Source organism: Streptomyces sp. 71268 (assembly GCF_029392895.1).
Lineage (GTDB): Bacteria > Actinomycetota > Actinomycetes > Streptomycetales > Streptomycetaceae > Streptomyces.
Map to the genome: position 1 here is coordinate 1,054,360 of NZ_CP114200.1, position 12,715 is coordinate 1,067,074.

Annotated in this window: 11 protein-coding genes; 4 read left to right on the plus strand and 7 right to left on the minus strand. The window is 71.6% G+C overall.

Features of this window, described 5'->3' with window-relative positions; all coding sequences use genetic code 11:
- Positions 1-12: 12 nt before the first annotated feature.
- Positions 13-624 (minus strand): 30S ribosomal protein S4, encoded by a 612-nt coding sequence (gene rpsD / locus OYE22_RS03880; RefSeq protein ID WP_176164998.1) that lies wholly within the window; start codon positions 622-624, stop codon positions 13-15.
- A 55-nt stretch (positions 625-679) separates the two neighbouring features.
- On the opposite strand from rpsD, the gene OYE22_RS03885 reads away from it, so the two are divergent.
- Positions 680-1,642, plus strand: a complete 963-nt coding sequence (locus tag OYE22_RS03885; protein ID WP_277319096.1) for a DUF2470 domain-containing protein — start codon at positions 680-682, stop codon at positions 1,640-1,642.
- A 290-nt stretch (positions 1,643-1,932) separates the two neighbouring features.
- Here the strand turns inward: OYE22_RS03885 and OYE22_RS03890 are convergent, their stop codons facing one another.
- The 4 genes from OYE22_RS03890 to OYE22_RS03905 form a co-directional block, all read right to left on the minus strand.
- Positions 1,933-3,333: a replication-associated recombination protein A gene (locus OYE22_RS03890; protein ID WP_277319097.1), complete on the minus strand. Its 1,401-nt coding sequence runs from the start codon at positions 3,331-3,333 to the stop codon at positions 1,933-1,935.
- A 110-nt stretch (positions 3,334-3,443) separates the two neighbouring features.
- The gene (locus OYE22_RS03895) at positions 3,444-4,097 is read right to left on the minus strand and encodes a vitamin K epoxide reductase family protein (protein ID WP_176164995.1); all 654 of its coding nucleotides are present in this window, start codon (positions 4,095-4,097) and stop codon (positions 3,444-3,446) included.
- Between the two features lie 60 nt (positions 4,098-4,157).
- Positions 4,158-5,420 carry a histidine--tRNA ligase gene (gene hisS, locus OYE22_RS03900; RefSeq protein WP_277323970.1) on the minus strand — a complete coding sequence of 421 codons (1,263 nt, stop codon included), beginning with the start codon at positions 5,418-5,420 and terminating at the stop codon, positions 4,158-4,160.
- Between the two features lie 11 nt (positions 5,421-5,431).
- A complete protein-coding gene (locus OYE22_RS03905; protein WP_277319098.1) occupies positions 5,432-6,142 on the minus strand; it encodes an MBL fold metallo-hydrolase in 711 nt (236 codons plus the stop codon).
- A gap of 299 nt (positions 6,143-6,441) precedes the next feature.
- On the opposite strand from OYE22_RS03905, the gene OYE22_RS03910 reads away from it, so the two are divergent.
- Both OYE22_RS03910 and OYE22_RS03915 read left to right on the plus strand, forming a co-directional pair.
- Positions 6,442-7,263, plus strand: coding sequence for a peptidylprolyl isomerase (locus OYE22_RS03910; protein WP_277319099.1), 822 nt, complete (start codon positions 6,442-6,444; stop codon positions 7,261-7,263).
- Positions 7,264-7,561: 298 nt separating this feature from the next.
- Positions 7,562-8,791 carry a DUF349 domain-containing protein gene (locus tag OYE22_RS03915; RefSeq protein WP_277319100.1) on the plus strand — a complete coding sequence of 410 codons (1,230 nt, stop codon included), beginning with the start codon at positions 7,562-7,564 and terminating at the stop codon, positions 8,789-8,791.
- Positions 8,792-9,023: 232 nt separating this feature from the next.
- On the opposite strand, the gene OYE22_RS03920 is transcribed toward OYE22_RS03915, so the two are convergent.
- Positions 9,024-9,491 (minus strand): MarR family transcriptional regulator, encoded by a 468-nt coding sequence (locus OYE22_RS03920; RefSeq protein ID WP_277319101.1) that lies wholly within the window; start codon positions 9,489-9,491, stop codon positions 9,024-9,026.
- Positions 9,492-9,571: 80 nt separating this feature from the next.
- Here OYE22_RS03920 and OYE22_RS03925 point away from each other — a divergent pair, with 80 nt between their 5' ends.
- Positions 9,572-10,033: an ester cyclase gene (locus OYE22_RS03925; protein ID WP_277319102.1), complete on the plus strand. Its 462-nt coding sequence runs from the start codon at positions 9,572-9,574 to the stop codon at positions 10,031-10,033.
- A 55-nt stretch (positions 10,034-10,088) separates the two neighbouring features.
- Here the strand turns inward: OYE22_RS03925 and OYE22_RS03930 are convergent, their stop codons facing one another.
- A complete protein-coding gene (locus tag OYE22_RS03930) occupies positions 10,089-12,593 on the minus strand; it encodes a bifunctional (p)ppGpp synthetase/guanosine-3',5'-bis(diphosphate) 3'-pyrophosphohydrolase (RefSeq protein WP_277319103.1) in 2,505 nt (834 codons plus the stop codon).
- Positions 12,594-12,715: the final 122 nt, after the last annotated feature.

The window sequence follows — 12,715 nt, forward strand, 5'->3', positions numbered from 1 at the left end:
GCTGAGCCGTGCTTAGCGGGCGTAGTACTCGACGACGAGCTGCTCGTCGCAGATCACCGGGATCTCCTTGCGGTTCGGGTCCCGGTCGAGGCGGAACGCGAGCGCCTTGAGGTTGACCTCGAGGTAGCGCGGCGTCTCACCGTCGGTGTCGTAGCCACCCTCGCGAGCGACCTGGAAGGGGTGCTTCTCGCGGCTGCGCTCGCGGACCATCACGACGTCGCCCGGGCGGACGCGGAAGGACGGCTTGTCGACCTTGCGGCCGTTGACCTCGATGTGACCGTGCACGACCATCTGGCGCGACTGGTAGATGGTCCGGGCGATGCCCGACCGAAGGACGAGCGCGTCCAGGCGGCGCTCAAGCTCGATGATCAGGGCCTCGCCCGTCTTGCCGTCGACCTTCCGAGCGCGGTCGTAGGCACGGGCCATCTGGCGCTCGCTGATGTCGTACTGAGCGCGCAGACGCTGCTTCTCAAGGAGTCGGACCTTGTAGTCGCTGTTCTGCTTGCGGCCACGGCCGTGCTCACCCGGCGGGTAGGGGCGAGCCTCGAAGTACTTGACGGCCTTGGGAGTCAGTGCGATTCCGAGCGCACGGGACTTCTTGACCTTGGGGCGCGACTGGTTCACGTGGAACGAACCTCCGTGTAAGTTAGGTTAGGCTTACCTTAGCCGAGGAGAACGCATGTTTCGACCTGGGAGCCCCACATCAAGCACCGCCCAGGGCACGGAGTCAGACGACTCCGGGCCTGAAGGCACTGAGGTGGGTCAGCCGCGCCCCGCGGAAGACGCCCGGCAACCTACTGCTGCCGAGCGCGTACGAACCCTCGTAGAGTCCAAGGCTACGGCTTCTCTCGCGATTCCTGGAATCGAGGAGCCCGAGGACTTCACCGCGGGCATCCCGACGGCCCGCACCGTCATGCCCGACGGAGACGTGCTACTGCTGGTCCCCGGCGGCTCTCCGGCGGCCAGAGCCGCAGCGTACGCCCAGGATGACGACCTCGCGTGCGTGATGGAGATCACGGACGTCGCACCCGTTTCGGTGCCGTATCGCGTGCGCGGGCGCGCCTGGGTCGCCGGCTGGCTCACCCCGGTACGCGCCGAGGAGCGGGCCGCCTGCGCCATGCTGCTCGCCGAACGCCACCCGGTGGGCGAGATCCTCGGCATGGACGACGCGCCACACCCGCCCACCGCGCACCGACCCGGCGGGCGTCCCGCCTGGGTGCTGCTGCGACTCGAGGTCGGCGAGGCGTGCGTGGACGACCTGTGGGGCGCCGAGGGCGTCGAGCCGGACGCCTTCGCCGCCGCGGCCCCCGACCCGCTGGTGGCTCACGAGGCCGACCTCCTCCAGCACCTGCACTCCGCGCACAGCGAGCAGGTCCAGATGCTCTGCGCGCTCATCGGGGAGCGCGCCAACTGCGGAGCCGCGCGTGAACCTGGCGCACCGCAGCAGGGGGAGGCGCGCGTGTCGGCCGGACGCGCCGTGCGGGCGGTGCCCGTCGCGCTCGGCCGCTTCGGCCTACGGGTCCGCTTCACCGACTCCACCAGCCGCTCCTTCGACGCCCGCTTCGACTTCCCGGAGCCGGTGCGTGACGTGACGGAGCTGCGGCGCGCCATGCACACCCTCTTCGAGGCCGCGGCCGAGTAGCCGGCCACCTCAACACCCGTCCGGCGATCCACACGCCCGCGTCCTTCCGCGTCCGCTGCGTCCGCCCTCTCCCGCGTCCGCTCACCCCCCTTCCCCGCCGACCGCCTCGGCGGCCCGGGCACACCCGACCGGCGGCGACACCTGGCCCAACTTCCGCTCACCAGGCGGGAGTTGGGCATGCCACGACGGCGTGGCGAACCGGCCGTGCCGGCTGGCCGGTCAGCCGCGTCGCGCGGCCCCGGGGCGCCGATCGCGCCCGCCGGGGCAGCGTGGCGCCCGCGCGGGCCGGGCTACTCGGCGGCCTTGGCCTCGGACTGCTCGGCGCGCGCGGCCGGGGGCGGCGGGTCGCCGCGCAGCCGGGCCCTGACCCGCTCCACGACGTCGGCGTAGCGCGCCTCCGCCCCGTACCGCGTCGGCTCGTAGTACCGCTTGCCGTGCACCGCGTCCGGCGCGTACTGCTGCGCGGCGATGCCGCCCGGCAGGTCGTGCGGGTAGAGGTAGCCCTGCGCGTGGCCGAGCTTCTGGGCGCCCTTGTAGTGGCCGTCGCGCAGGTGCGGCGGGACGGGGCCGGCCAGGCCGGCGCGTACGTCGGCCAGGGCCGCGTCGATGGCCAGGTACGCGGCGTTCGACTTGGGCGCGAGCGCGAGCGCCACCGTGGCCTGCCCGAGCGCTATCCGGGCCTCGGGGTAGCCGATCAGGGCCACCGCCTGCGCCGCGGCCACCGCCGTCTGGAGCGCCGTCGGGTCGGCCATGCCGATGTCCTCGCTCGCCGAGATCATCAGCCGCCTGGCGATGAACCGCGGGTCCTCACCCGCCTCGATCATGCGGGCCAGGTAGTGCAGCGCCGCGTCCACGTCCGAGCCGCGGATGGACTTGATGAGCGCGCTCGCCACGTCGTAGTGCTGGTCGCCGGCCCGGTCGTACTTCACCGCCGCCCGGTCGACCGCCTCCTCCAGCGTGGCCAGCGTGATCTCCGGCTCGCCCTTGGCTATCGCCGAACCCGCGCCCGCCTCAAGCGCCGTCAGCGCCCGCCGGGCGTCGCCGCCGGCGATCCGCAGCAGGTGCGCCTCCGCGTCCTCGGGCAGCTCCACCACGCCGCCGAGCCCGCGCTCGGCGGTCAGCGCACGCCGCAGCAGGGACCGCAGGTCGTCGTCGGTCAGCGGCTCCAGCGTGAGCAGCAGCGAGCGGGAGAGCAGCGGGGAGATGACCGAGAAGTACGGGTTCTCCGTCGTGGCCGCGATGAGGGTGACCCAGCGGTTCTCCACGGCGGGCAGCAGGGAGTCCTGCTGGGCCTTGCTGAAGCGGTGGATCTCGTCCAGGAAGAGCACCGTCTCCCGGCCGTACCCGCCCGAGCTGCGGCGCGCGCCGTCGATGACGGCCCGCACCTCCTTGACGCCGGCGGTGATCGCCGACAGCTCCACGAAGCGCTTCTGGGTGGCCTGGCTGACGACGTAGGCCAGCGTCGTCTTCCCGGTGCCCGGCGGGCCCCACAGGATGACCGACGAGGACCCGGCCGGACCGCCGCTCCCCTCCCCCACCAGCCGACGCAGCGGCGAACCGGGGCGCAGCACGTGCTGCTGCCCCACGACTTCATCGAGCGTGCGCGGACGCATCCGGACGGCCAGCGGGCTGGCGGCCGGGTCCTTCTCCTGGCGCTCCTCGGCGGCGGCGGTGAACAGGTCTGGCTCCACGTGGGAAGCCTATGCCACCGCACTGACAACGGGCCGGGGCGACCAACGAGAAGCCGGGCCCACCCGATGTTCGCGCCCCGGGTGGGCCCGGCTCGGCCCGGCCTCCTCGGTCAGGCCCAGAGCTGGCTCTTCCACTTGGTGAGGATCAGCATCGCGATGACGCCCATCCACAGCACCGGCAGCACCCAGTGGAACTCCAGGAACCCGCGGCGCAGCCCCTCGGGCGCCGGCAGGAACCGGTGCTTGACGTTGAACCACGTCACGTAGGAGAACATCAGGATGGTGGCGGCCCAGGCCAGGCAGCACCACAGGCACAGCGCGCCGATCTCGTACAGCGACTGGTACTGCAGCCAGGTGCAGAAGCCGACGCCGAACAGGCAGCCGGCGTTCAGGGTCAGCCAGTACCAGCGCGGGAAGCGCGCGCCAACCAGCACGCCCACGCCCACGGCGATGACGATGCCGTAGGCGACCAGGCCGAGCATGGGGTTCGGGAAGCCGAACGCCTCGGCCTGGTCGCTCTCCATGATGCTGCCGCAGGAGACGATCGGGTTGATGCTGCAGCCGGGGGTGTAGGTCTTCCCCTCGGCCTTCGCCTCCAGGATGTGGTTCTTGTCGAGGGTGATGATCCAGGCGGCCAGCAGGCCCGCGGCGCCGGAGAGGATGAGCAACCAGGCGAAGACCCGGCCGCCGCCGACGGCGCCGCCGGGGGTGGTCTTCTCCGCGTCCCCGTCCGTGTCAGAACGGTGAAGTGCCGAAGTCGTCATAGCGCCATTCGTCTCGTCAGTCGGTCATAGCCCGGTCATTGTGCACCAGGCTCCTGTGAATCAACCGCGCCGTGCGCGCAGTTCCTCCACGACGGCGTCCAGGGAGACAGGTGTCTGGTCCCCGCTGGCCAGGTCCTTCAACTGAACGACGCCCTCGGCGAGGTCGCGTTCGCCCGCCACCAGGGCGAACCTGGCACCGGAGCGGTTCGCGGACTTCATGGCGTTCTTCAGGCCCTTGCCGCCGAAGGCGAAGTCGGCGGCGACACCGGCCCGGCGCAGGGCTGTGACCAGGTCGAAGAGCACGTCCCTGGCCGCCTCGCCGAGTGGCACCGCGTACACCTCGGTGGCTGCCGGCAGCTCCAGTTCCACGCCCTCGGCGCGCAGCGCGAGCACCGTGCGGTCCACGCCGAGCGCCCAGCCGACCGACGGCAGGGCCGGGCCGCCGATCATCTCGGACAGGCCGTCGTAACGCCCGCCGCCGCCCACCGCGGACTGCGATCCGAGCCCGTCGTGAATGAACTCGAACGTGGTACGCGTGTAGTAGTCGAGCCCGCGCACCAGCTTCTCGTCGTCCTCGAAGACGACGCCCGCGGCCGTCAGCAACTGACGTACGCGCTCGTGGTAGACCTTGCACGCCTCGCACAGGTGGTCGCGCAGCGCGGGCGCGCCGACGAGTTGCTTGCGCACGGCCTCGCGCTTGTCGTCGAGCACCCGCAGCGGGTTGATCTCGATCCGCCGCCGGGTGTCCTCGTCGAGGTCGAGTCCGCGCAGGAAGCCCTGCAGCGCCTCGCGGTAGGCCGGCCGGCACTCCTTGTCGCCCAGCGAGTTCAGCAGGAGGCGGAAGTCCCGCAGCCCCAGCGAGCGGTAGGCGTCCACGGCCAGGATGATCAACTCGGCGTCCAGGGCCGGGTCCTCGGCGCCGATCGCCTCGGCACCGACCTGCGAGAAGTGCCGGTAGCGGCCCGCCTGCGGGCGCTCGTAGCGGTAGTACGAGCCCGAGTACCAGAGCTTGACCGGCAGGTTGCCGGCCTTGTGCAGGTTGCGCTCCAGGGCGGCGCGCAGCACGGACGCGGTGCCCTCGGGGCGCAGCGCGAGTTCGGTGCCGCCCTTGGTGGTGAGGGTGTACATCTCCTTGGTCACGATGTCGGTGGACTCACCGACGCCGCGCGAGAAGAGTTCGACGTGCTCGAAGCCGGGGGTCTCGATGTAGCCGTACCCGGAGCGGCGCAGCGGGGCGGCGAGCGCCTCGCGGACCGCGAGGAAGGTCGCGGAGTCCGGCGGGGTCAGGTCGTACGTGCCCTTGGGGGCGGTGAAGGCGTTCACGGGGTTGGTCGTCACATTCCTCGTCGCGGGGCGGCCGGGCCGCCTCCGAGGCCGGCGGCCACCTGCCGCAGGTACGGGTTGGTGGCGCGCTCCTGGCCGATGCTGGTCTGGGGACCGTGACCGGACAGCACCACGGTCGAGTCGTCGAGCGGCAGGCACACGCGGGCCAGCGACTCAAGGATCTCGGCGTGGTCACCGCCGGGCAGGTCGGTGCGTCCGATGGAGCCGGCGAAGAGCAGGTCGCCCGAGAAGAAGACCGACGGGATGTCGGCGCTCTCGGGCAGCCGGAAGGTCACCGACCCCTTGGTATGGCCGGGCGCGTGCGCGACGGACAGCTCCAGACCGGCCAGGTTCAGGGCCGCGCCGTCGGAGAGCTCCTTGACGTCGTCGGGCTCGCCGACGGTCAGCTCCCCCATCAGCGGCATCCCGATGGAACGGCCGAGCGCCTTCTCCGGGTCGCTCATCATGTAGCGGTCGGCCGGGTGGATCCAGGCCGGTACGTCGTGCGCCCCGCACACCGGGACCACCGAGGCCACGTGGTCGATGTGGCCGTGGGTGAGGATGACGGCCACGGGCTTGAGCCGATGCTTGGCGATGGTCTCCGCGACGCCCTCGGCGGCCTGGTGGCCCGGGTCGATGATCACGCACTCCTCGCCGGCGGCGGGGGCGACCAGGTAGCAGTTGGTCCCCCAGGCCCCGGCAGGGAACCCAGCAATGAGCACGATCGTCCTTCAGGTGGTCCGGCGGTCGGCGCGGTGGCCGTGACGCCGGGGCGGAAAGTCGGCGTGCGAAGAGCCTACCTGCGGCGCACGGGCCACAGCGAACCGCTATACGGTACGGCCATGCGCCGGCGGACGGCCGCCAGCGGGCGGCCAGCGCCACCGGCGGGCGGGGCGGACGGAGGACCGTCAAGGACCCGCGAGCACGGCACCGGCCAGCGCCGGACAGCCGCGCCGGGGGAAGCGAACACGGCAGACGCCGCGCGGCGATGGCGCGGCGTGACAGTTGAGGAGTAGACCTGGTGGTCAGTCAGGAGCAGCGGCGACGGCAGCTCGCCCGCGAGAAGCTGGAGCGTCAGCAGCAGCGCAGGGCGGCCGCTCGGTCCAAGACCCAGAAGCGCAACGCCGCGATCGCGGGCGGCATCGTGCTGGCGCTGGTCGCCGGCCTGGTGGTGGCGGCGGTGGGCCTCTTCGACTCGGACGACAAGGACAAGAAGGACACCGTCGCCGACCCGTGCGCCAAGCCGGCCCCGGGCGCTCCGTCGGGGCAGACCTGGAAGAAGGAGCCGAAGCTCACGATCGACAGGTCGGCCGAGTACACGATGGAGCTGGCGACCACCTGCGGCGACATCACCATCGGGCTGGACGCGAAGAACGCCCCGCACACGGTGAACTCCTTCAACTTCCTGGCCGGCAAGGGGTACTTCGACCACACCAAGTGCCACCGGCTGACCGACCAGGGCATCTACGTGCTGCAGTGCGGCGACCCCAAGGGCGACGGCACCGGCACGCCCGGGTACACCATCCCGGACGAGAACCTGAAGGACCCGAAGCTCAAGGGGAACGTCTACCCGGCGGGCACGATCGCCATGGCCAACCGCTACAACCCGCAGCCGCCCAAGGGCGAGAGCAAGAACGAGGACAGCGGCGGCAGCCAGTTCTTCATCGTGTACCAGGACAGCGAGCTGCCTCCGTACTACACGCCGTTCGGCACGCTCAAGGGCGGCGAGGACGTGTTGAAGAAGATCACCAAGGCTGGCGCGACGGCCCCCGACCCGCAGACGGGGAACACCGCGCCGATCGCCACCGTGGTGATCAACAAGGCGACCGTCAAGCGGTCTTGACGTCGCCGACGAGCGCCGGCGCCGCCCGCGCGGCGCCCCGTCCGCGTGCCCGCGCGCTCCCGCGCGAGAGCGCACTGACGCGCGTACTGCGAAATTTCGGTCGCGCTGGATACGGACAGCCGGGCCACCGGTCGCCTATGTTTGCGTTGTGTAGGGTGCCTGCTCCGACGGCTGCCGCCCTGCCGAATCGGTACCCCAGCAGCTCGTCGGTCCGGCCCGGCGCTGCCAGGCCGGGAGTAAACCGTGGACGATGCCCGCGGGCCGCGCGCCCGCGCCGGCATCATGTGGAGGAGGCGCTGTGAGCAGCGACCCATGGGGCCGCGTCGACGAGACGGGGACCGTGTACGTGCGTACGGCCGATGGCGAGCGGGTCGTCGGTTCCTGGCAGGCGGGCTCCCCCGAGGAAGCCCTGTCCTACTTCGAGCGCAAGTACGAGGGCCTGGTTGTCGAGATCGGCCTCCTCGAACGTCGGGTGAAGACCACCGACCTGTCGGCGAAGGACGCGAGCGCCGCCATCGAGCACCTGCGCCAGCAGGTGGACGAACACCACGCCGTAGGCGACCTGGACGCGCTGCGGCAGCGGCTCGACAAGCTGGTCCAGACGGTCGAGGCGCGCCGCGAGGAGCGCAAGGCCGCCAAGGCCAAGCAGTCCGACGAGGCGCGCAGGTCCAAGGAGGCGCTGGTCGCCGAGGCCGAGGAGCTGGCCGCCAGCGAGCAGTGGCGGGCGGCGGGCGAGCGGCTACGGGCCCTGGTGGACACCTGGAAGGGGCTGCCGCGCCTGGACCGCAAGACGGACGACGAGCTGTGGCACCGCTTCTCGCACGCCCGCTCGGCGTTCTCCAAGCGCCGCAAGGCCCACTTTGCCTCGCTGGACGCCCAGCGCGAGGAGGCCCGCAAGGCCAAGGAGAAGCTGGTCGCGGAGGCGGAGGCGCTGTCGAAGTCCACGGACTGGGGCCCCACGGCGGCCCGGTACCGCGAGCTGATGGCGGAGTGGAAGGCGGCCGGGCGCGCGCAGCGCGAGGCCGAGGACGACCTGTGGAACCGCTTCCGGGGCGCGCAGGACGTCTTCTTCCAGGCCCGTGGCGAGGTGTTCGCTGAGCGCGACGCCGAGCAGCGGGAGAACCTGACGCGCAAGGAAGAGCTCGTCATCGAGGCGGAGAAGCTGCTGCCGGTCACGGACCTGAAGGCGGCGCGGGCGGCGTTCCGGTCGATCAACGAGCGCTGGGAGGCCATCGGCCACGTGCCGCGCGACGCCCGGCCGAAGATCGAGGGCCGGATGCACGCGGTCGAGCGGGCCATCCAGGAGAGCGAGGAGTCGGAGTGGCGGCGCACCAACCCGGAGGCCCGGGCCCGGGCCGCGGGTCTGACCGGCCAGCTCCAGGCCGCCGTGGACAAGCTCCAGGAGCAGGTGGACAAGGCCAGGGCGGCGGGCAACAACGCCAAGGCGGACAAGCTCGCCAAGGAGCTTGAGGGCCGCCAGGCACTCCTCGACCAGGCCCTGAAGGGGCTCCAGGAGTTCGGCGGCTGACGCCGCCGCCCGCCCGCGCGGGCACCTGAAGGCGGTCACGACGAGGGCTCCGGTACGCGATGGCGTGCCGGGGCCCTCGTCGCATGGGGGCGCTGGCGGCGGGCTATCGCGCGTGCCACGGCCCGGACGGGCCGGGGTGGTTGGCCCGCACCGGGGCGCACGCGTTCCGGGCGCGCGCCAGCAGGCCGCGGGTTCTCCTGACCCGAGGGCGGTTCGCCAACAGGCCCCGGAGTCAGCCCCGTTGGATGCGTTCAGTCTGTTCGCTCCCGACCTCGGTGATGCGGCGTAGGTACCGCTCGATCACCGCGAGTTCCGGGTCGGTGAAGTCGTCCAGGGCGCGGTCGAAGGCCCTGCCGGGCTCCGCCCAGGCCGCGTCGACGTCCGGGGCGCGGCGTGCGGTGAGCGAGACCAGCATCTTGCGTCGGTCGTCCGGGTCGGGCTGCCGCGTGACGAGGCCGGCCCTCTCCAGCCGGTCCACCAGGCGGGTGGCCGAGCCGGAGGTCAGCCCGGTCAGCTTCGCGATCTCGCCGATGGTACGCGGCCGGGGCTCCAGGCCGAGCAGGCTCACGCACTGGAGATCCGTCGGGTGCAGGCCGAGCCGCTCGGCCATGGCCTGGTTGAACAGGGTGTAGGCGGCGTGGTGCCGCCGGGCGGCCGCGGTGACCGCCGCGAGCGCCTCCGCGCGGGTTCCGGTTGACACACAGACCTCCGTCGGACTTATATCTGCGTCACGCAGATTATGTGCGATGCAGAACTTTCTACCACGCCCCAGGAGAACCCGTGTCCACGCACTCCCCCGAGCAACTCCGCGCCCTCTACGACCGTTGGAGCCGGTTGTGGCGCGGCGACTTCAGCCATGCCGCCGACATCCTCGACCCCGGCTTCGTCGTCCACCAGGCGCGCCCCGACGGCAGCGACTCCGAGGCGACCACCGGTCCGGAGCGGCTGCTGCCCGAGATCGAGCAGACCATGGCCGCCTTCGGCGACGTGGACATCAGCGTCGATCTCGGACCGATCGTCGAGGGCGACCTGATCGCCGCCCGCTGGACGCTGCGCGCCACGTACACCGGCGGCATCCCGCACGCCACCGCCCCCGTCGGCACGAAGATCGCCTTCAGCGGCCACGACCTGCTCCGCGCGGCCGACGGCAGGTTGTGCGAGTACTGGACCTGCACCGACATCCTGGACGGCCTGACCCAGCTCGGCGCCGTTTCCGGCCCGAACGGCCCGGCCCGCCCGTGACCCGGCAGGCAGGCACCCGCACGCCGCCGCCCGAGGGCGCTGGTCGTACGGGGCCTCAGGGCCTGCGGGCCGACGTCACCCGGTACACGTCGTAGACGCCCTCGACGCCCCGGACCGCCTTGAGCACGTGGCCCAGGTGCTTGGGGTCGCCCATCTCGAAGGTGAAGCGCGAGGTGGCCACCCGGTCGCGGGAGGTCTGCACGGCGGCGGAGAGGATGTTGACGTGCTGGTCGGACAGGACCCGGGTCACGTCCGACAGCAGCCGCGACCGGTCCAGGGCCTCGACCTGGATGGCCACCAGGAAGACCGACGACTGGGTGGGCGCCCACTCCACGTCGAGCATCCGCTCCGGCTGCTGGGACAGCGAGTCCACGTTGACGCAGTCGGCCCGGTGCACGGACACGCCGCTGCCACGGGTCACGAAGCCGATGATGGGATCGCCCGGCACCGGCGTACAGCAGCGGGCCAGCTTGACCCACACGTCCTCGACGCCCTTGACGACCACGCCCGGGTCGGCGCTGGAGCGGCGCTTGGTGCGGGTGCGCAGCGGCGTGGATTCCGCTATGTCCTCGGACGCCGCGTCCTCGCCGCCGAGCGCCTGCACCAGCTTCTGCACGATGTTCTGGGCGGTGACGTGGCCCTCGCCGATCGCGGCGTACAGCGAGGAGATGTCCGAGTAGCGCATCTCGTGCGCGAGGGTGACCAGCGAGTCGCCGGTCAGGATGCGCTGGATCGGCAGGTTCTGCTTGCGCATCGCGCGGGCGATGGCGTCCTTGCCCTGCTCGATGGCCTCGTCCCGGCGCTCCTTGGAGAACCAGCCACGGATCTTGTTACGGGCCCGGGGCGACTTGACGAAGCCGAGCCAGTCGCGCGAGGGGCCGGCGCCCGGGGCCTTGGAGGTGAAGACCTCCACCAGGTCGCCGTTGTCCAGCGTCGACTCCAGCGGCACCAGACGGCCGTTGACGCGGGCGCCTATGGTGCGGTGGCCGACCTCGGTGTGCACGGCGTACGCGAAGTCCACCGGCGTCGCGCCCGCCGGCAGCGCTATGACGTCGCCCTTCGGCGTGAAGACGAAGACCTCGTTGCGGGAGAGGTCGAAGCGCAGCGACTCCAGGAACTCACCCGGGTCCTCGGTCTCCTTCTGCCAGTCCAGGAGCTGCCGCAGCCACGCCATGTCGTTGACGGTGTCCTGCCGGTCGCCCTTGCTCTTGGGCACGTCGGTGCGCACCTTCGAGGCGCCGGCGACGGCCTCCTGCTTGTACTTCCAGTGCGCGGCGATGCCGTACTCGGCGCGGCGGTGCATGTCGAACGTGCGGATCTGGAGCTCGACCGGCTTCCCGCTGGGCCCGATGACCGTCGTGTGCAGCGACTGGTACATGTTGAACTTGGGCATCGCGATGTAGTCCTTGAACCGCCCGGGCACCGGGTTCCACCGCGCGTGGATGGTGCCGAGCGCCGCGTAGCAGTCGCGGACGGTGTCCACCAGGACCCGGATGCCCACCAGGTCGTAGATCTCCGCGAAGTCCCGGCCGCGGACGATCATCTTCTGGTACACCGAGTAGTAGTGCTTGGGCCGCCCGGTGACGGTCGCCTTGATCCGAGCCGCTCGCAGGTCGCCCTGGACCTGGTCGGTGACGACGGCCAGGTACTCGTCCCGCTTGGGGGCGCGCTCGGCCACCAGGCGCACGATCTCGTCGTACATCTTGGGGTAGAGGATCGCGAACGCGAGGTCCTCCAGCTCCCACTTGATCGTGTTCATGCCCAGCCGGTGCGCCAGCGGGGCGTAGATCTCCAGCGTCTCGCGGGCCTTCTTCTCCTGCTTCTCCCGCTTGAGGTAGCGCATGGTGCGCATGTTGTGCAGCCGGTCGGCCAGCTTGATGACCAGCACCCGCGGGTCCTTGGCCATGGCCACGACCATCTTGCGCACGGTCTCGGCCTGCGCCGCCTCGCCGAACTTGACCTTGTCGAGCTTGGTGACGCCGTCCACCAGGAGCGCGACCTGGTCACCGAAGTCGCGGCGCAGGGTGTCCAGGCCGTACTCGGTGTCCTCGACCGTGTCGTGCAGCAGGCCGGCCATCAGCGTCGCCGGGTCCATGCCCAGCTCGGCGAGGATGGTGGTGACCGCCAGCGGATGCGTGATGTACGGGTCGCCGCTCTTGCGCTTCTGACCCCGGTGCCACCGCTCGGCGACCTGGTACGCGCGCTCGATCTGGCGCAGCGTGGAGGTGTCGGCCTTGGGGTCGTTGCCCCGCACGATCCGCAGCAGGGGCTCCAGGACCGGGTTGTACGGGCTGGAGCGCTGCACCCCGAGCCGGGCCAGGCGGGCGCGCACCCGGTTCGACGAGCCCTGCCGGGGCGTGGGCCCCGGCGGCTGGGGGCGGGCCGGCACGCTCGTGTTGGGGCCCCCGGTGGGCAGCGCCGCCGGAGGCTTGGGCCCTGGCTTCGGCCCGGGGCTGGACGCGCCGCCGCCCTTCCTGGGCGCGTTCTCAGCCGCCCCGCCACCCGCGGCGTTCGGCTCGGCGGGGTGTGCGGCGGTCAGCGGCTTGGCCTCGTCTGGCAAGAGCACTCCTCAAGCGGGACCGGTCCGAAACGGGAGTCGGACGGCCATGGTATCGATCCCGCCACACCCATTGTCCCGCCACGGCACCCACTCCGGCACGCCGAAGGCGGGTACCCGGGGCT